Origin of the sequence: Amycolatopsis sp. cmx-4-83 (assembly GCF_046548815.1) — a bacterium.
In the GTDB taxonomy this organism is placed as follows: domain Bacteria; phylum Actinomycetota; class Actinomycetes; order Mycobacteriales; family Pseudonocardiaceae; genus Amycolatopsis; species Amycolatopsis pretoriensis_A.
The window spans coordinates 735,181-751,301 of the sequence record NZ_JAEBEF010000003.1; the positions used below are offsets into that span (position 1 = coordinate 735,181).

The 16,121-nt window shown below is 72.5% G+C and carries 22 protein-coding genes; 8 read left to right on the forward strand and 14 right to left on the reverse strand.

Annotated features, from left to right (window positions below):
- Positions 1 to 25 precede the first annotated feature (25 nt).
- The gene (locus ACLJQM_RS12800; RefSeq protein WP_410631345.1) at positions 26 to 1,339 is read right to left on the reverse strand and encodes a tachylectin-related carbohydrate-binding protein; all 1,314 of its coding nucleotides are present in this window, start codon (positions 1,337 to 1,339) and stop codon (positions 26 to 28) included.
- Between the two features lie 142 nt (positions 1,340 to 1,481).
- Positions 1,482 to 2,189 (reverse strand): TetR/AcrR family transcriptional regulator, encoded by a 708-nt coding sequence (locus ACLJQM_RS12805; protein WP_410631346.1) that lies wholly within the window; start codon positions 2,187 to 2,189, stop codon positions 1,482 to 1,484.
- Between the two features lie 105 nt (positions 2,190 to 2,294).
- On the opposite strand from ACLJQM_RS12805, the gene ACLJQM_RS12810 reads away from it, so the two are divergent.
- The 4 genes from ACLJQM_RS12810 (at position 2,295) to ACLJQM_RS12825 (ending at position 4,543) form a co-directional block, all read left to right on the forward strand.
- Positions 2,295 to 2,993 (forward strand): RNA polymerase sigma factor, encoded by a 699-nt coding sequence (locus tag ACLJQM_RS12810; RefSeq protein WP_410631347.1) that lies wholly within the window; start codon positions 2,295 to 2,297, stop codon positions 2,991 to 2,993.
- Positions 2,990 to 3,187 carry a hypothetical protein gene (locus ACLJQM_RS12815; protein ID WP_360776645.1) on the forward strand — a complete coding sequence of 66 codons (198 nt, stop codon included), beginning with the start codon at positions 2,990 to 2,992 and terminating at the stop codon, positions 3,185 to 3,187. The genes ACLJQM_RS12810 and ACLJQM_RS12815 overlap by 4 nt, the downstream gene beginning before the upstream one ends.
- A gap of 130 nt (positions 3,188 to 3,317) precedes the next feature.
- On the forward strand, positions 3,318 to 4,127 hold the full coding sequence (locus ACLJQM_RS12820; RefSeq protein WP_410631348.1) for a GGDEF domain-containing protein: 810 nt from the start codon (positions 3,318 to 3,320) through the stop codon (positions 4,125 to 4,127).
- A gap of 200 nt (positions 4,128 to 4,327) precedes the next feature.
- Positions 4,328 to 4,543, forward strand: coding sequence for a hypothetical protein (locus ACLJQM_RS12825; RefSeq protein ID WP_247022608.1), 216 nt, complete (start codon positions 4,328 to 4,330; stop codon positions 4,541 to 4,543).
- A gap of 33 nt (positions 4,544 to 4,576) precedes the next feature.
- On the opposite strand, the gene ACLJQM_RS12830 is transcribed toward ACLJQM_RS12825, so the two are convergent.
- From ACLJQM_RS12830 to ACLJQM_RS12855, 6 genes are all read right to left on the reverse strand, one after another.
- The gene (locus ACLJQM_RS12830; RefSeq protein ID WP_410631349.1) at positions 4,577 to 5,785 is read right to left on the reverse strand and encodes an RNA polymerase sigma factor; all 1,209 of its coding nucleotides are present in this window, start codon (positions 5,783 to 5,785) and stop codon (positions 4,577 to 4,579) included.
- Positions 5,782 to 6,144, reverse strand: coding sequence for a YciI family protein (locus tag ACLJQM_RS12835; RefSeq protein ID WP_247022612.1), 363 nt, complete (start codon positions 6,142 to 6,144; stop codon positions 5,782 to 5,784). Before ACLJQM_RS12835 ends, ACLJQM_RS12830 begins: the two co-directional genes overlap by 4 nt.
- 12 nt (positions 6,145 to 6,156) lie before the next feature.
- Positions 6,157 to 6,882 carry a dihydrofolate reductase family protein gene (locus ACLJQM_RS12840; RefSeq protein ID WP_410631350.1) on the reverse strand — a complete coding sequence of 242 codons (726 nt, stop codon included), beginning with the start codon at positions 6,880 to 6,882 and terminating at the stop codon, positions 6,157 to 6,159.
- 110 nt (positions 6,883 to 6,992) lie between these two features.
- Entirely contained in the window at positions 6,993 to 7,346 is a 354-nt protein-coding gene (locus tag ACLJQM_RS12845) for a putative quinol monooxygenase (RefSeq protein WP_410631351.1), read from the reverse strand.
- A complete protein-coding gene (locus ACLJQM_RS12850) occupies positions 7,343 to 8,098 on the reverse strand; it encodes an MBL fold metallo-hydrolase (RefSeq protein ID WP_410631352.1) in 756 nt (251 codons plus the stop codon). The genes ACLJQM_RS12845 and ACLJQM_RS12850 overlap by 4 nt, the downstream gene beginning before the upstream one ends.
- Positions 8,099 to 8,124: 26 nt before the next feature.
- Positions 8,125 to 8,913: an alpha/beta fold hydrolase gene (locus tag ACLJQM_RS12855; protein ID WP_410631353.1), complete on the reverse strand. Its 789-nt coding sequence runs from the start codon at positions 8,911 to 8,913 to the stop codon at positions 8,125 to 8,127.
- Between the two features lie 87 nt (positions 8,914 to 9,000).
- Here ACLJQM_RS12855 and ACLJQM_RS12860 point away from each other — a divergent pair, with 87 nt between their 5' ends.
- Positions 9,001 to 9,423, forward strand: coding sequence for a MarR family winged helix-turn-helix transcriptional regulator (locus ACLJQM_RS12860; RefSeq protein ID WP_360776657.1), 423 nt, complete (start codon positions 9,001 to 9,003; stop codon positions 9,421 to 9,423).
- On the opposite strand, the gene ACLJQM_RS12865 is transcribed toward ACLJQM_RS12860, so the two are convergent.
- From ACLJQM_RS12865 to ACLJQM_RS12890, 6 genes are all read right to left on the reverse strand, one after another.
- Entirely contained in the window at positions 9,420 to 9,824 is a 405-nt protein-coding gene (locus ACLJQM_RS12865) for a substrate-binding domain-containing protein (protein WP_410631354.1), read from the reverse strand. The two genes, ACLJQM_RS12860 and ACLJQM_RS12865, sit on opposite strands and share 4 nt — an antisense overlap.
- 85 nt (positions 9,825 to 9,909) lie before the next feature.
- The gene (locus tag ACLJQM_RS12870) at positions 9,910 to 11,082 is read right to left on the reverse strand and encodes an MFS transporter (RefSeq protein ID WP_410631355.1); all 1,173 of its coding nucleotides are present in this window, start codon (positions 11,080 to 11,082) and stop codon (positions 9,910 to 9,912) included.
- A 9-nt stretch (positions 11,083 to 11,091) separates the two neighbouring features.
- Positions 11,092 to 11,637 (reverse strand): Chromate resistance protein ChrB, encoded by a 546-nt coding sequence (locus ACLJQM_RS12875; protein ID WP_410631356.1) that lies wholly within the window; start codon positions 11,635 to 11,637, stop codon positions 11,092 to 11,094.
- A gap of 88 nt (positions 11,638 to 11,725) precedes the next feature.
- The gene (locus ACLJQM_RS12880; RefSeq protein WP_410631357.1) at positions 11,726 to 12,226 is read right to left on the reverse strand and encodes a roadblock/LC7 domain-containing protein; all 501 of its coding nucleotides are present in this window, start codon (positions 12,224 to 12,226) and stop codon (positions 11,726 to 11,728) included.
- Positions 12,223 to 12,591: a hypothetical protein gene (locus tag ACLJQM_RS12885; RefSeq protein WP_247022624.1), complete on the reverse strand. Its 369-nt coding sequence runs from the start codon at positions 12,589 to 12,591 to the stop codon at positions 12,223 to 12,225. The genes ACLJQM_RS12880 and ACLJQM_RS12885 overlap by 4 nt, the downstream gene beginning before the upstream one ends.
- Positions 12,592 to 12,789: 198 nt before the next feature.
- Positions 12,790 to 13,323 carry a YbhB/YbcL family Raf kinase inhibitor-like protein gene (locus tag ACLJQM_RS12890; RefSeq protein WP_410631358.1) on the reverse strand — a complete coding sequence of 178 codons (534 nt, stop codon included), beginning with the start codon at positions 13,321 to 13,323 and terminating at the stop codon, positions 12,790 to 12,792.
- A gap of 89 nt (positions 13,324 to 13,412) precedes the next feature.
- Here ACLJQM_RS12890 and ACLJQM_RS12895 point away from each other — a divergent pair, with 89 nt between their 5' ends.
- The 3 genes from ACLJQM_RS12895 (at position 13,413) to ACLJQM_RS12905 (ending at position 15,999) form a co-directional block, all read left to right on the forward strand.
- On the forward strand, positions 13,413 to 14,045 hold the full coding sequence (locus ACLJQM_RS12895) for a GntR family transcriptional regulator (protein ID WP_410631380.1): 633 nt from the start codon (positions 13,413 to 13,415) through the stop codon (positions 14,043 to 14,045).
- 346 nt (positions 14,046 to 14,391) lie between these two features.
- Positions 14,392 to 15,120 carry a D-Ala-D-Ala carboxypeptidase family metallohydrolase gene (locus ACLJQM_RS12900; protein WP_410631359.1) on the forward strand — a complete coding sequence of 243 codons (729 nt, stop codon included), beginning with the start codon at positions 14,392 to 14,394 and terminating at the stop codon, positions 15,118 to 15,120.
- Positions 15,121 to 15,234: 114 nt separating this feature from the next.
- Positions 15,235 to 15,999, forward strand: coding sequence for an RHS repeat-associated core domain-containing protein (locus tag ACLJQM_RS12905; RefSeq protein WP_410631360.1), 765 nt, complete (start codon positions 15,235 to 15,237; stop codon positions 15,997 to 15,999).
- Positions 16,000 to 16,121: the final 122 nt, after the last annotated feature.

The following is a 16,121-nucleotide window of genomic DNA, read 5'->3' on the forward strand; positions in this document are numbered from 1 at the left end:
CGGCACCGCCGGTGAAGGGGGAAGGTCAGGCGCCGGGCGGGGAGACGTAGCCGGAGATCAGCTGCTCTTGCAGGCCGGAACGCGCGGTGTCGGGGTCGATCACCCGGCGCGTCACCTTGTCGCTGACGTTGCCGCCGACGACGGTGAGCGTGCCGTCGGGGTGCACCGCGGTGATCACGTCGACGTGCCCGCCCGTGGTGCCGTTCGGCGGGCCGTAGATGACCCAGTCACCGATCTTCGGGCTGCCGTGCGAGCTGCCGGTCCGCGACTTGAACAGGCCGTGGTCGACACCCCACGAGCCGAGGCCGCGGGCCACCCACGTGCCGCGCGGTACGTCCGCGACGCCGGCCGCCGCCCACGTCCAGGTGGCGAACATCGCGCACCAGTCGTTCGCGCCGTGGTTGCAGCCGTCGTTGTACTTGTCGCAGTTCGCTTCGGTGGTGCCGACCTCACCGGTGGCGAGCGAGGCGATCTTCGAGCGCAGCGGATTGACCGGGGTGCTGCTGGTGCAGCCGGCCGGGTCGGCCGAGAGCAGGTACTGCGTCCAGCCGCGCGAGGCGACCGGGTCGTTCAGGTGGTAGGCGATGTCCGTGCCGGACCCGTCGGTGGGGTCGTCGTCCTCGTACCAGTACATGGCGCCGTCGGGGTTCTTGCCGTAGTACAGGCCGCCGCCGGGGGAGACGAGGTTTTCGAAGCTCTGCCAGCCGGCGTCGTCGAGCTGCCCGCGGGTGTAGGTGGTGCCGGTCGGCGAAACGGCGTAGCTGATCAGTTGCCCGTCGGACGCGGTCGCGATGAGCCGGTCGTCCCCGGCCGCCGAAAGCGTCTTGAGCGCGAAGCCGCCGCTGCCGATCTCACGGCGCTGCCCGATCTGGTTCACGCCGGGCTTGGGCGCGGAAACGAGGTACTGCAGCAAAGAACCGGCGGAGGTCGTGCCGTAGAGGTGCCCGTGACCGTCGTAGGACAGCAGGTTGTGGGTCCAGCCGTGCTGGAGGTCGATCGGGTCGTTGAAGGTGAGGCTGCCGCTGTTGGTGACGACGTCGACGCGGTAGAGGACACCGGTCGTCGAGGTCACGAGCAGCGTGTTGAAGTTGAGCGTGGCCAACGCTTTCGCGGTGAACCCGAGCGCTTTCGAGGAGACGACGACGTGCGTGGTGTTGCCGTTGTCCGGGTCGATCGTGGTGTAGCTGAGGCGGCCGTCGGGCAGGACGCCGTAGACCGACACCCCACCGGCGCACGACGCGGCGGCGGAGGCGGGAGCGGCGGTCACCGCGGCCGTGGTGAGACCGCTCACCAGCACGAGGAACGCCAGCGCAGCGGCGCGAACTCTGGTTCGGAACATGGGAAAACCCCTCGTAGAAAGGAAGATTGGCGTCGGCCGCGGCCCCGGGAAAGGCGGCTCGACGCGGCAGAGCTTATGAGGGGTTCCGGTGGCAGCGCATGAGCGAATGCGGCCATTGTCCGCATGCGGACACCGGCGTCGCTCAGTCCGCGGGGTGCGCCGACGGGGGGTGCCGCGGCGGCGGTGGGGGCAGCGGCAGGTTCGGGTCGACCTCGATGCCCGCCGCGCGGAGCGAGTCGTCGAGGATGTGCCAGATCCAGCGGGTGAGCAGCTCCGCGAGCTGCGTCTTCGTGATGCCTTCCGGGGCTTCGAGCCACTGCGCGGTGCAGGAATCGACGAGACCGACGACGCCGAAGGACAGGACGCCGGCGATGCGCGTGTCGAGCTGGAACATCGTCAGGTAGTAGTCGAACACCTGGCTGAGCTGGCGCGCGATCACGGTCTTGACGTCGGCGATGGCGTCTTCGCCCTCGCGGCGCCCGGTCTGGGCGTGCAGGATCAGGTAGCGGTACAGGTTTCCGTGGTCGGCCAGCCAGCCGGTGTGGGCGTCGACCGCGGCCGCGATCATTTCCCTGGCGCTGCCCTGGGGTTCCCACACCGGTTGCAGCGAAGCGGTGATCTCCTCGGCGGCCCGGTCGGCGACGGCCCGCGTCAGGTCGGCCGCGTCGTCGAACTGGCGGTACAGCTGCGGGCGGGCCACGCCGGCGGCCTCGGCGATGTGGGCCGCCGACACGTACGGGCCGTGTTCCTCGATCGCCCGCAGTGCGGCCTCGACGAACTCGCGGCGCCGGCGTTCGCGCTGCCCGGTCCAGCGCGCCGCGCGACCGTCGCCCGCTCGGGAAGACCTCACTTCGGGGAGCGTACCGGGCCGCAGTTAGGGGCTACGCCGTTGTAACTGTTACTTTGTGCGCCATCGAATTACCGAGAGTGCCGAATGGCTGAATCGGAGTGTGCGATGGGCGAGGCCGGCCACGAGGACCTGCCGCCGGATCGGCAGTTGCTCGCCGACTTCCGCGCCGGGAAGCCCGGCGCGGGCGACCGGCTCTTCCGGCGCCACGCGGGGGCGTTGCGCCGGGTCGCGGCAGGCTGGGGCAGACCGCCCGCGGACCGGGACGAACTGGTGGCCCAGGCGTTCACGGGCGTCCTGGCCGTGATCCGCGCCGGCGGCGGGCCGAAGGACCACCTCCACCCGTACGCGGTCGCGACGATGCGCGACCTCGCCGCTCGCTGGAGCCGGGAACGGGCCGAGCCGGCAGGCGCGGCCGGAGCCCGGCCCGGCGACCTGGTCCGGTCCGCTTTCCCCACGCTGCCGGTGCGCTGGCGGGTCGTGCTGTGGAGCATCGTGGCCGAAGGCCGCACCCCGGCCGACCTGGCGCCGGTCATGGGCCTCTCGCCGGACGGCGTCGCCGAGCTGGCCGGCCGCGCCCGCGCGGGGCTGCGGCAGGCCTACCGCGAAGCCCGGCAACTCCCCGTACCCCGGACGCCCGCTTGCCAGGAAGCCCTGCGCCAGCTGGAGATCTGGCTGCGCGGTGGGCGGCACGACGGCTGCGCCACGACGGTCGCGGCGCACGTCGCCGCGTGCGCGTCCTGCCGGCGAGCCGGCTGCGAAGAGCTCTTAGAGGTGTCTTTCCCCGCGCGACAGGAACTCCGATGAGCCAAGCGGAAACCACCGACTCGAGCGCGGTGCCGTTGCCGGCCACGCCCATCTTCGACTCGATCGTCGCCGAGGTCGGCCTGCGGTGGGTGGACACCGCGCCGGCGACGGCCGACGTCGCCCCGGTCGAAGGGGACAGCGACCCGGGCGAGCGGGGCCGCCACTCGACCGGGTGGTTCAGCGTCGAGGAATGACCACTCCACCGGTCCGAAGCTGACCTCACCCCGCGCGGGTTACCTCATCCGGCGGATCTTTCGCGCTCATTGCGTCACGGGCGGCGACCGGCGCCGTCGAATTCCCGAGACCAGCGGGAAGGCGTGCGCAGTGGCCGATCGAGACCACGTCGACGAGATCGACGGAGCCGTCAGGAATCTCCGCGCCCGCTGGCGGATCGCGAGCATCACCAGCGGCTGGCGGTTCCCCAGCGACTGGGCGGTCCCCGAGGTGGACGCGGTGTGCGGCGCGGCGCTCTTCCGCGGGGACCTGGCCGGCGCGCTGCGGAACCTGGGCCGCTCGCGCGCGTGGACCGGCGCGGGGCTGGACGAGACGTTGTACGACGTCGCCGCGTTGCACGCCGTGCTGGACCGCGACTCGGACGCCGACGGGCTGGTCTCCGCCGATCCGCACGCGGCGCCGTTCGCCATGCTCCGCGCCGTCGCGGTGGGCTGGGCCGATCTCACCGGCGACGTGCCCGACCGCGGGGCGACCGAGTCGTTCAGCGGCCTGGCGACGGAAGGCTACCTGCGGGTGCGGCTGGGGGAGGTCTACCGGCGCGTCACGCGGATCGACCCCGGCGCGGGGGAGTGGCCCGTGCTGCTCGCGGTCAGCGTCGATCTGTCCATGGTGGACGGCTGGTCCCGCCCGATGGCGATGGTCCTGGTCGCCGACGTCCTCCGCCGCGTCTTCGACAGCGGGGAAACCACCGCTTCGCTCGGCTGCTCGACCGCCGTCGTCCTCGCCGACCGGGAAACCGCGGTGGCGCACCGGATCACGAGCGCGCGCCGCCAGATCGCCGATCGGCTGCGCGGTGATCCACAGCTGGTCACCGCGGCGCACCCGGAGGTCCGGGTGCACCGCCTGCCCGACACGCTGCCCGCGGCACACGACCTGCTGCACCGGATCGCCGGCCGCTGAGACCGCGTTCCCCCGGGCGGGGGATGCGGTCGACACCGGCCCGGTGGCGCGTCGTTTCGCTTGCACGGCAGGGATTTCCGGGCGCGAGGTGCCTGCTCGGCGCTCCGGTGCGCAGTGCTAGAGTCGCCGGGCCCGGGAGGTGGCACTCCCGTCGGCCAGGGGGGAACCTGTCTTTCGCTGTTGACCTAAGGATTGCCGGAATGGAAGAACGGGCTGCGCTCCAGGCGGCCTCCCGTCGTCGCATCGCGAACGTCAGCCGCAGCTTGGCGGACGCGCGGCTGGCGGCCGACGACGACGTGGTCCGGGTGCACGCGGCGCGGTTGGAGCACGCCTTCGACCTCGCGCTGCGGTCCACCTTGGACGAAGGGCTGCCGAAGCTGGGGCGGGACGCGATTCCCCGGCCCCGCAAGCTGTAGCCGTGCCGGAATGTCCACTTTGTACGGCTGCGCTCACCCCAGCCGGGCGGCGCGGGTCAGCAGGTGGCGCCGCTCGGGCTCGCTGGTGGTGCGCCGGGCCGCTTCCTGGTAACCGGCGCGCGCCGCGCCGGGGTCGCCGGCCAGCTCCAGCAGGTGGGCCCGGACGGACACGAGGTGGTGGGAGGCGCCGAGGCGCTCGTCGGCCGAAAGGGCGTCGAGCAGGGCCAGCCCGGCCGCCGGTCCGTGCACCTCGGCCACCGCCACCGCCCGGTTGAGCGTCACCGTCGGGTTGGGTGCCACGTGCTCCAGAACCGTGTACAGGGCCAGGATCTGCCGCCAATCCGTGTCGCCGGCGGTCGCGGCCTCGTCGTGGACGGCGGCGATGGCGGCTTGCAGCTGGTACGGGCCGACCGGGCCCTCCGCCAGGGCGCCGGTCACCAGCGCCACGCCCTCGGCGATGGCGACGGCGTCCCAGCGCGTCCGGTCCTGTTCGCTCAGCGGCACCAGCGATCCGTCCGCGGCCGTGCGGGCTTCGCGGCGGGCGTCGGTCAGCAGCAACAGCGCCAGCAGCCCGGCCACCTCGCCGTCGCCGGGGACCAGCCGGTGCAGCTCGCGGGCCAGCCGGATGGCTTCGGCCGTCAGCTCGGCCCGCACCAGCCGCGTTCCCGACGTCGCCGTGTAGCCCTCGTTGAAGACGAGGTAGACGACGTGGAGCACGACACCGAGCCGCGCCGCCTGCTCGGCCGGCGGCGGCAGCGCGAAAACCGCCCCGGCGGCCTTGATGCGCTGCTTCGCCCGGCTGATGCGCTGCGCCATGGTCGCCTCGGGCACGAGGAACGCGCGGGCGATCTCGGCGGTCGACAGGCCGCCGACGGCCCGCAGGGTCAGCGCGATCTGCGACGGCGGCGTCAGCGCCGGGTGGCAGCACAGGAACAGCAGCGTGAGGGTGTCGTCGGGGTACGCCTCGCCGCCGTCGGGCGGGGCCGGCGTGCGGATCGCGTCGGCCTCCTCCCGGCGGCGGCGGGCGGCGTCGCTGCGCACCTGGTCGGCGAGGCGCCGCGACGCCACCGTCACCAGCCAGGCCCGGGGGTTCTCCGGCCACCCCTCGACCGGCCACTGGGTGCTGGCCGCCACCAGCGCCTCCTGGACGGCGTCCTCGCACGCGTCGAAGAGGCCGTAGCGGCGCACCAGCACCCCGAGCACCTCCGGGACCAGCCGCCGGACGGCCTGCCAGCCGGTCACGGTTCGACGTTCGCCTCGTGCATGAGCGGCCGGACCTCGACACCCCAGTAGCGCGCCGACGGGCTGCGCGCCGCGATCTCGAGCGCCCGGTCCAGGTTGTCGCAGTCGATGATCGAGAAGCTGCCCAGGAACTCTTTGGCCTCGGCGTAGGGGCCGTCGGTCACCACCGGTGTCCCGCCGGTGACCCGGACCATCTTGGTGTTCACCTCGTCGGCGACGCCGTACGCGCCGATCAGCTCACCCGACTCGAACAGCTCCTGGTTGAGGGCGTCGGTCTCGCGGATGAGCTCCGCGAGCGTCTCCGCGCCCACCGAGGTGAAGGCTTCCTCGTTGCCGTAGATCAGCAGCATGAACTTCATCGCTCGCTCCTCTCAGCCCCGGCCCGGCCCGACGAGTTCGCCGCCGGCACCGCGGTCGTCCAGCACCAGTTTCGACCGCCCGGCGACGGTATAGCGGATGTGCGTCACGCCGGGCGCGTCGACGACCCGGGCCGGGACCAGCTCGATGCCGTCGTCCGCCCCGAGCCCGAGCCCGAGCCCGGCGTCGAACAGGCGCTGGCCGTCGCCCAGCAGCACGGGGGCGATGTGCAGCTCGAGCTGGTCGAGCAGCCCGGCGGCGAGCACCTGCCGCAGGAGCTCCCCGCCACCGGCGACCGCCACGTCCTTGGCGCCGGCGGCGGCCTTGGCCAGCTCTACGGCCCGCTCGAACCCGTCGGTGACGAAGGTGAAGGACGTCCCGCCCCGGCGTTCGAGCACCTCCCGCGGCCGGTGGGTGACGACGAAGACCGGCGCCTGGAACGGCGGCTCTTCGCCCCAGGGGACTTCGCCGGCGTCGAACATGCGCCGTCCCATGACGTAGGCACCGGCCGCGGCGAAGGTCTCCGCGACGATTTCGGAGTCGACCGACTGCTCGCCGCCGGCGAAGCCCTGCCGCTCCCGCCAGGCCATGGCGTCGACGGCCCAGCGGGTGACGCGGAAGAAGCCGGGCGCTTCCGGCCCGCCCATCCAGCCGCTCATGTCGCCGGGATCCCGCGGGTCGCGCGGTCCGGTGTAGAAGCCGTCGAGGGACACCGACATCTGGGCGGTCACCTTGGTCATCGTTCGCACCTCTCGTGGGGGCGGCCCGGTTCGGCCGCCGCTGCCCCACAGTCGGAGCCGCCGGCCGGTTCTCGACATGCTCCGCGAAAAAATCTCGCGCGGCCGCGAAATCAAGGTGCGGGCAGCTCGACGAGCTGGGTCAACGCACCGGCGTCGGCCGTGCTGTGGCGGGCCAGCTCGGTGAAGAACCGTGCCACGTGGGCGGTCGCGAGGTGGGTCCGGAAGGCGTCGGTGTCGGCGTAGATCTCGTAGAGGTGGAACGTGCCGGGGTCCGCGGCGTCGCGGTAGGACCGGAACTCCCGGCAGCCGGGCTCGCGCCGCACCGCCGCGGTGAGCGTCGTGATCGCGGCGGCGAGGTCGTCCTCGTGCCCCCGGATCGCCCGGACGACGGCCACCATCGGCCGTTCGCCGGGCGGGAGGCCGGTGGCGACCTCGGGCATGAACCGCCGGTCGCCGGTGGTCACGGGACCACGACCGGGGTGCCGGGCAGGGCCAGGCGGACGTCGACCTCCGGGGCGATCCGCGCGACGGCGTCGGCGTAGTGCCGCGGGTCCCGGTCGCCCTTGGTGATCATCCGGTCGCCCAGCCGGCCGCTGTGGAAGGAGTAGTGGTGCGGGACGGCCACGGCCGGCTTCAGCGCGGCCGTCAGCCCGGCCGCCTCCTCGGCGTCCATGACCACCTGCTGCAGGTTCATGGGGCGGATGCACAGGCCGTTCGTCGGCAGGATCGCCAGGTCGACGGGGCCGAACCGGTCCGGGATCGTGTCCAGCTCCGGCACGCGCAGCGAGTCGCCGCCGAAGAAGACCGTGCGGCCGCCCGCTTGGAGGACGAACGTGACTTCGTGGACGCCGTGCTTGCCGGGCGTCGCCGTCACGGTCAGGTCGCCGACCGTCGCGGCTTCCCACGCCTCGACGGTGCGGACGTCGCGGAAACCCTTGTCCCGCGCGATCGCCGCGACGGTGCCGGGCCCGACCAGCGGGGTGGCGAGGTCGAAGCCACCGGCGACCAGTCCGTCGAGGTCGCAGTGGTCGTAGTGCTCGTGGCTGACCACCACGGCGTCGACGCGGCCCAGCGCCTCGACGGTCGAGGCGACCGGTTCGCCCTGGTAGTAGGTCGCGGTCTGGGTGAACCACGGGTCGGTCAGCACGCGGATGCCGCCGAATTCGATCAGCTGGCAGGCGTGCCCGATCCGGGTCACACGCAACGGGGTGCTCATGGTGGTTCTCCTTGCGAGGTGGGTGGTCAGTGGTTGCCGAGGTCGAGCAGCGCGCCGAGCAGTTCTTCCGGCGTCTCGACCTGCGGCAGGTGGCCGGTGCGGGGGAGCAGGGTGAACACCGACATCGGGATCGCCGCGGCGTAGGCCTTCCCGTACTCGGGGTCGACGATGCCGTCGCTTTCGCCCCAGATGACGTGCACGGGGAGCTCGATCTCCCCGAGCCGCGCGGCGAGCGCCGGGTCCGTCATCGCCGGGCCGGCGTACCCGACCAGCGCGCGCACGTCGGGGCTCGGTCCGGTGCCACCGCCGCTCGTCGGCACCGGGGCCTTGCTCGGGTCGTGGAAGGAATGCGCCCGGATCTCCGCCGGGGCGAGACCGCTGATGTCGGTCAGCGGGTGGCCCTCGACCTCGATGCCGATCGCGTCGATGATCACTGCCCCACTGACCCGGGGGCTCTTCAGCAGGGCGATTTCGACGGCCAGCCAGCCGCCGAAGGAGTTGCCGATCACCGTGACGTCGGTGAGGCCGAGCTCGTCGAGCAGCGAGACGTACAGCCGGGCCAGCGCGGTGACGTCGGTGAGGCCGTCGGCCTTGGGGGTGCCGCCGAAACCGGGGTGGGTGGGCAGCAGCACGCGGGAGTGGGTGCGTTCGGCGAGCAGATCGGCGAAGCCGGTCATCGTCGCGACGCCGCCACCGCCGTGCAGCAGCAGGTACGGACGGGTGCGGTCACGATCCTGGAGGGTCACTTCGCCCAGGTCGAGCGCGTGGGTTTCGGTGCGGGCGGGCCGGAGCGAACCGGCGGCGGGGAGCGTCATGGTTCTCCTTGGTCTGGGCTACCTAAGGAAGCTTATATAAGGTTCCTTAGATAAGCAAGCTGGCCTCGGCTGAATTAGGGTGAGCGCATGAAGTACCGACCCGGTGACGTCTCCCTGGCCGTCAAGCGCCTGCAGTACCGCCACCACCGCGCGTTGAGCCGGGCATTGGCGCCGCTGGGGCTCTCGCTGGTGCAGTGGGACACGCTCCGCCACCTGCACGCCCGGCCGGACGCGTCACTGCACGACCTGGCGGTGCTGACCTTCCAGACCGACCAGTCGTTCGGCTCGCTGGCCACGCGGATGGCGGAGCGCGGCTTGATCGAGCGCGTCCCGGGGCCCGGGCGGGCGGTGCGGCACCGGCTCACGGCGGAGGGTGCGCGGTTGCGGGCCGAGGGGCAGGAGCTCGTGGACGCCGTGGCCGAGGCGTCGTTCCGGGAGTTCTCGCCCGAGGAGCTCGACCAGCTGGGCGATCTGCTGGGCCGCGCGCTGGGCCCCGACCCGACGGCCTAGGCGGTCCTCGGCGGTGCGGTCGAGTCTCGGACCGTCAGGCTCACGTCCAAGGTGACCGGGCGGCGGGGTCGGGTCTGCTGCTCGATCGCCGCCACCAGCATGGCCACCGCCGTGGCTCCCTTGCGGCCGATGTCCTGGGTCACCGTGGTGAGCTTCGGGGTCACGTACCTGCTGAACTCCAGGTCGTCGAAGCCGACGGCCGACACGTCGCCGGGAACGGAAGTCCCCGTCGCCGCCAGGCCCTCCATGATGCCGACCGCCAGGATGTCCGCCGTGGCGAACACGGCCGTCGCGCCCGGGTGCCGGGCCGGCAACGACTGCCCGCAGGCGAACCCCTCGTCCCACGCGGCCTCGGCGTCGGTGAACGCCGCGCGGAAGCCGTCGAAGCGTTCGCGGACCACGTCCGCGCGGACGAACTCCGGGCCGGCGAACAGCAGGTGCGTTGGTCAAGTCGACGGAGATCTCGCTGACGTCCGGCCGGCCCGGTCAGTTCGTTCGTGCGCCCACCACGGCCAAGCCGGCGAGGAGCAGGATCGCGGCGAGGCCGAAGAAACCGGCGTCCAGGGTGACCGCGGTGGCGATCGCGCCCACCAGGAGCGGGCCGCCGGCGTCGCCGAGTTCGCGGCCGACCTCGGCGGCGCCCATGGTCTGGCCGAGCCGCTCGGGGGGCGTGCGCGCGGCCAGGTGCGCGAAGCCGAGCGGCGTCGCCACGCCCACGCCGGCGCCGACGGCCACCGCCGCCACCAGCACCCCGGCGACGCCGGGAACCACCGCGGCCACAGCCATCCCGGCCGCGGCCGCGGTGAGGCCGGTGGCCATGCCGACGCCGTCACGCAGTCGTCCCGCGTCCCGGGCGCGGCCCGCCCACGGCTGCACCAGCGCCGAGCACAGCGCCAGCAGCGACACGGCGGTGCCGGTGAGCAGCGGGGTCAGCCCGGCGGCGGCACCCGTGACCGGCAAGAAGCCCACGCCGGCCGCCAGCGCCGCGGTCGTGGCCGCGAGTGTCGCGGTCGGCCGGAGGAACGAAGGCGCCCCGAGCCGGCGGGCCAGGTCCAGCACGGTCTGGCGGGCGCGCGGCAGCGGGGGAGCGGCCGGCACGCTCAGTGCCGCCCAGCCGGTGACGGCCAGGGCGAGGACGGCGAGAGTCCCGAACAGCAACGAGAACCCACCGAGGGTGATCAGGACGCCGCCGAGCAGCGGGCCGGCGGTGTAGCCGACGCTCTTCCACGCGCCGTACCCGCCGAAGGCCCGGCCTTGCCGCTTGGCCGGGGACAAGCGGGCGACGAGCGCACCGGCGGCGGGGGAGAACGCGGCGGCGGCCGCGCCCTGGCCGAGCCGGGCCAGTCCGACCGCGGCCGGGTTCCCGGCGAGGACGAACGCGGCCGACGCGGCGGCGAACGCGAGCAGCCCGCCCAGCAGCACCGGGCGGGGCCCGATCCGGTCGGCCAGCGAGCCGAACACCGGCTTGAGGACCACCTCGGCACCGTCGTAGACGGCCAGCAGCAACCCCAGCGTCAGCAGGGAAGCGTGCTCGCCACCGGTGTAGGCGCCGAGGCTCGCGGCGATGCTGTGCGCACCGAACGCCGTCACGAACCCCGCGGCGTACAGCGGCCGCAACGCGGTCGAGGCGTTCCGGGGTGCGGTGGTCGGCTCAGCCACGGGGTCGGCTCACATCTGGTGCAGGGCTTGGAAGACGAGCTCGGTGTACTCGGCGAGCCGGTCGGCGCAGTGCTTGAGCCGCAGCTCGGCCGGCGCGGCCGACGGCGCGCCGAAGACGTCGCGGACCTTCAGGTCCCGGTACCACCGCCGGAGCCGCTCGAGGCTCTGTTCCTCCTCTTCCAGCTCGGCCATGGTGAACTTTCCGACGCGGATCTCCTTGTCGATCTCGGCGTCGAACTTGCCGCAGTCGGCCAGGAACTCCCGCCACTCGTCCTCGCGCTCGGCGGTGAACAGCTGCTCCAGCCGCGTGCCGTCGCGCTCGCTGCGCCCGGCCGCGTCGAGCACCACGACCTCGCCCTCGCCGCGCTCGGCGAGCTCGACCACGCGGCGGACGCCCGCGGCGAACGCGGTCACGTCCGGCACGGCCCACGTGCCCTGCCCGAGCGACAGCGCCCCGATCCGGCGCAGCTCCCGCCACACCGCGACCCGGTGCCGCGAAGGTGCCGCCGGCACCTTCACCACCAGTACCTGCCACTGACACGGCGGATCCGTCACGAGAAGAAATGTATCACGTGTTACATCGGCCGAGGTGCGGCGAACGGACCCCGGCGGGGTGGGGAGAGGCGCCTCCCCACCCCCGCCGTCACTCCGCGGGAGGCCAGATCGCCGGTGTCGGGGTGGTTTGCCGCAGCAGCGTCAGCGCTTGCTTGGCGGCGAGGGTGAACAGCCCCATGGTGATGTCCGGCTCGCCGAACACGACGAGCAGGAGCGAGCCCTCGACGGGGAACACGCAGACGTACCCGGAACTGCCTTCGAACATCGCGCAGCGGGCGTCGCCGATCCGGGCCTGGGCGGTGAACTGCGCCGCGAGGCCCGCGGCCGCCGCCGACATGGCGGCGACGCTGTCGGCCTCGACGCCGGTGGTGTCGTCGGCCAGCACCAGGCCGTCGTGGGTGGCGACCAGCAGGCCGGCCACCTGGTCGACCTGGTCGCGGATCCGGCGCAGGGCCGCGAGCGTGCGGGCCGCGTCCGGGGGTGGGGTTCGGGCCGCCGGCTCCGGTGCCGGGCCGCTGTCGGCGGCCGGCGGGGTGCGGACCGGCAGCGGTGCCGGGGTGTGCTGGTGATGGGTGTCGGCAGCTCTCATACGGACAGGCTGGCTTCGATGCGCTTGAGGCTGTGGCGGGCGAGCGCGAGGTTCGCCCGTTCACGGTCCAGGACGAGGTAGAGGAACAACGTGGAGTTGCCCCGGGCCGTCAGGGGCCGGATCACGTGGTACTGGCGGTGCAGCGTGATGAGGATGTCTTCGATGCTGTCGTCGAGCCCGAGGGAAGCCATCACCCGCAGTTTCGCGCGGACGACCTCGGTGTTGCCCGCCGCCGCGATGTCCAGGTCGAGCCAGTCGCCGCCACCGAGCGAACCGAGGGACATTCCGCTGTCGTAGTCGACGAGGGTGGCGCCGACGGCGCCGGGAATGTTCATCGCTTCTTTCAGCGCGAGGTCGATCGTCATGAAAAAGACCCTCCAGTGGGTGATTGCGCAGGCATGTGACCGTATGTGTCCGCGACGGGGATGAGTACGACCGTTCGGAGCAATTTTCGTAAGTGTTGGTTCCGGTGAACAGTTCGCCTGCGCAAGTACTTTGTCCGGCATTTATTTTCACGACGACACGACCGGCGTTGAAAATGCAATTTGCATTCGGCAAACGGCTCAGGCGGGTGTTTCGGCGGTGGCGGTCAGGACCGCGCGGCCGAGGATGTGGCCCGCCACGGTGAAGCCGAGGACGGCCGGGGTGGCGTCGGCCGGGACACCGATCGAGTCGACGTCGAGGGCGTGCACCACGACGAAGTAGCGGTGCGGTCCGTGCCCGGCGGGCGGTGCGGCACCCAGGTAGCGCGGCACGCGGGCGTCGTTGGGCAGCTGGAACGCGCCCTCCGGCAAGCCGGCGCCGATGTCGTCGCCGGCACCCTCGGGCAGCTCCGTCACGGCGGCGGGGATGTCGGCGACCGCCCAGTGCCAGAAGCCGGAGCCGGTGGGGGCGTCGGGGTCGTAGACGGTGACGGCGTAGCTCTTCGTGCCTTCCGGTGCGCCGCTCCAGGACAGCTGCGGCGAGAGGTCCTGGCCGCCGGGGACGCCTGAGGAGAACTGCGCGCACGGCCAGGCGGCACCGTCGGCGACGGTGGTGCTGGTGACGGAGAAGGCGGCGGCTTCGGGGAGCCGGGCGAACGGGTCGTTGAGGGTCATCCGAGGTTCCTTCCGAGTGGGGACATCATCGACGATAGCACAGATAATCGATTATCGTCGGCAACATCTACACTGCGGGCATGGGTCAGATGCTGTCGGAGCAGGTCTACGCGCACCTGCGGGACGCGATCATGCGCGGGGACTACGCCCCCGGCGAGGCGCTCAAGCCCCAGGACCTCGCCCGGGACCAGGGCGTGAGCCTGGCCGTCGTGCGCGAGGCGCTCGTGCGGGTGGTCGGCGAGGGCCTGGCCGACCGGCTGCCGAACCGCGGCTTCGCCGTTCCGGCGGTTTCCGACCGGCGCTGGCAGGAGATCACCGAGGCGCGCCGGACCGTCGAGCCGGTCGTGCTGCGCCTGTCCATCGAACGCGGCGACGTGGATTGGGAGGCCCGCGTGCGGGCCGCGCACCACCGCCTGGCCCGCACGGAGCCGTACGCGCCGGGCGAGGGCGAGCACTACAGCGGTGCCTGGTCCGAAGCCCACCGGGCCTTCCACCGCACCCTGCTGGAGGGGTGCGGCAACGCCGCCCTGCTCGAGACCTTCGACCGGATGTGGGCCGCGAGCGAGCTGGCCCGCCGCTGGTCCGCCCGCCGCGCGCCGGACCGCGACGCCCTCGGCGAGCACCGCGGCCTGGAAGAAGCGGCCCTGAACCGCGACGCCGAGACCGCGGCCGAGCTGCTCGTCCGGCACCTCACCTTGACCGCGGTCGCGCTGGAGAGCTGACCGGGAATTCATTTCGGCCGGGTATTCGCCTGCCCGAGGTGTATTGGGCGTGCGGTCGCGAGTCCGGTCGACTTCGGAAGAGCCGGAAATCATTTCGCGCCGGCCGGAGGTGTTCGTTTCGCCCGTGTTCGTCACGGACGGCCCTCACGTCGGAACACGAGATGCAGGTCGGGCAGGCGGTCCAGCGATCCGGTTCGCCGTCGGCTGCCGGGCCGCGATCACCCGCGTGTGGTGCGAACACCCCACAGCGCGGTGCTCGCCGCCGCATTACCGTGCTGGGCAGTGAATCGCAGACCAGCTGCGAGGTCTCGGCTCTCACCTCCCTCGCCCGAAAGGTGTTCCTGCCATGCGCGTTCGGTTCCTCCTGCCCATCCTCGCCCTGGCGGCCGTCTTCGTGGCCACTCCGGTTTCCGCCGCTCCGGCCCAGGCGGCCGACGCCTGCTATTCCTGGGGACGCACGCTCGCGCAAGAAGCGTCCGGCGACGACGTCCGGCAACTGCAGATCCGGGTCTCCGGCTACCCGGGCTACGGCGGCGTCCTCGCCCTCGACGGCCAGTTCGGTCCGGGGACGAAAGCCGCGGTCACGCGGTTCCAGCAGGCGTACGGGCTCGGCGCGGACGGCATCGCCGGACCGGCGACGTTCGCGAAGATCTACCAGCTGCAGGACGACGACTGCACGCCGGTCAACTTCACCTACGCCGAACTGAACCGGTGCAACTCGACCTGGTCGGGCGGCAACGTGCCCGCGGCGACGGCGAAGGCCAACGCCCTCGTCTCGATGTGGAAGCTGCAGGCGATGCGGCACGCCATGGGCGACCGCCCGATCGTCGTCAACGGCGGCTTCCGCAGCGTGGCCTGCAACAACGCGGTCGGCGGCGCGGCGGCGAGCCGCCACCTCTACGGTGACGCGGTCGACCTCGGTGCGGGCGCGCAGGGCTTCTGCGCCTTGGCGCAGCAGGCTCGCAACCACGGCTTCAGCGAGATCCTCGGCCCGGGCTACCCGGGCCACAGCGACCACACCCACGTGGCGCACCGCTCGACCCGCTTCTGGTCGGCGTCCTCCTGCGGGATCTGACGCACCCCGCCCCCGGGGGCGCACTCGGGCACGCTCGGTGTCCGGGCGGACCTGATCCCCGGGGGCGCCGGGTGCGGTCCGTCGGCTGCTGTCAGCTTCGGGTTGGTTGCGCCCGTGAAGGATTCGACGACGGTCTGGGAGTGGCTGCCGGGCGAGGTCGAACCGGTCGCCCGCCTGGTCAGCTCCGCCGGCGAAGAGCAGTTCCACGCGGTCGTCGCCGACGTCGTCGGCAGCCCGGCCGAGCTGGTGGACGAGGACGGCCGGTCGTTGTGGGGCGCCGGGCAGTCCGGTGGGGACGGGATGCCGTTGCGCTTCCCGGGTCAGTACTTCGACGCCGAGACCGGCCTGCGCTACAACCTGCACCGCTACTACGAACCGGAGACCGGCCGCTACCTCTCGCCCGACCCGCTCGGCCTCGGCGGCGGGCTCAACCAGCACGGTTACGTGGCGAACCCGACCGGCTGGCTGGACCCGGCCGGGCTGGCGGGCGGCAAGTGCAAGGGCGGCAAAGCGAACAACCCGACCCTGAACACCAACGTCACCAACTGGGGCAAGAAGGGGCAGCCGGTCTTCAACGGCAACGCCAACGTCCCGGTCACGCGGATCAACGACAAGCGGTTCGTCGGGATGCTGGAGAACCTCGCCAAGGGCCGCGGCGAGGAGGCGCGCCGGGCCCAGGAACTGCTGCGGCAGATGCAGGAGAAAGGCTGGCAGCAGACCGCGGGCATTTACAAGGGCGGCCTCGGCGGCGCGGCCGGCGGCGCCGACCCGCGGCCGCACATCACGGTCAACGTGGGCAAGAAGGGCTACCACGTCCACGTCGGCGAGAGCCACGGCAAGCTGTTCGGCCAGGACACCACGCCCGACCCGTTCCGCTAGCTGTGATGTTCAGGGACGTTGTCCCGAGCTGAGGTGACCCGGTGACGGCCTGTCGTGCAGACAGGTGAAGGCCTCCGGATGTGAAGTGGAGCTGTCTAGGAACCACGTCACCGCCCGGAGGC

What these genes read in the sequence shown, in the direction of transcription:
- ACLJQM_RS12885 (WP_247022624.1), bottom strand. Translation starts at nt 12,591, where the DNA reads ATGACGATCGACCTCGCGCTGAAAGAAGCGATGAACATTCCCGGCGCC.
- ACLJQM_RS12855 (WP_410631353.1), bottom strand. Translation starts at nt 8,913, where the DNA reads ATGACGCTCCCCGCCGCCGGTTCGCTCCGGCCCGCCCGCACCGAAACC.
- ACLJQM_RS12880 (WP_410631357.1), bottom strand. Translation starts at nt 12,226, where the DNA reads ATGAGAGCTGCCGACACCCATCACCAGCACACCCCGGCACCGCTGCCG.
- ACLJQM_RS12810 (WP_410631347.1), top strand. Translation starts at nt 2,295, where the DNA reads ATGGGCGAGGCCGGCCACGAGGACCTGCCGCCGGATCGGCAGTTGCTC.
- ACLJQM_RS12850 (WP_410631352.1), bottom strand. Translation starts at nt 8,098, where the DNA reads ATGAGCACCCCGTTGCGTGTGACCCGGATCGGGCACGCCTGCCAGCTG.
- ACLJQM_RS12860 (WP_360776657.1), top strand. Translation starts at nt 9,001, where the DNA reads ATGAAGTACCGACCCGGTGACGTCTCCCTGGCCGTCAAGCGCCTGCAG.
- ACLJQM_RS12825 (WP_247022608.1), top strand. Translation starts at nt 4,328, where the DNA reads ATGGAAGAACGGGCTGCGCTCCAGGCGGCCTCCCGTCGTCGCATCGCG.
- ACLJQM_RS12815 (WP_360776645.1), top strand. Translation starts at nt 2,990, where the DNA reads ATGAGCCAAGCGGAAACCACCGACTCGAGCGCGGTGCCGTTGCCGGCC.
- ACLJQM_RS12835 (WP_247022612.1), bottom strand. Translation starts at nt 6,144, where the DNA reads ATGAAGTTCATGCTGCTGATCTACGGCAACGAGGAAGCCTTCACCTCG.
- ACLJQM_RS12800 (WP_410631345.1), bottom strand. Translation starts at nt 1,339, where the DNA reads ATGTTCCGAACCAGAGTTCGCGCCGCTGCGCTGGCGTTCCTCGTGCTG.
- ACLJQM_RS12890 (WP_410631358.1), bottom strand. Translation starts at nt 13,323, where the DNA reads ATGACCCTCAACGACCCGTTCGCCCGGCTCCCCGAAGCCGCCGCCTTC.
- ACLJQM_RS12895 (WP_410631380.1), top strand. Translation starts at nt 13,413, where the DNA reads ATGCTGTCGGAGCAGGTCTACGCGCACCTGCGGGACGCGATCATGCGC.
- ACLJQM_RS12900 (WP_410631359.1), top strand. Translation starts at nt 14,392, where the DNA reads ATGCGCGTTCGGTTCCTCCTGCCCATCCTCGCCCTGGCGGCCGTCTTC.
- ACLJQM_RS12840 (WP_410631350.1), bottom strand. Translation starts at nt 6,882, where the DNA reads ATGACCAAGGTGACCGCCCAGATGTCGGTGTCCCTCGACGGCTTCTAC.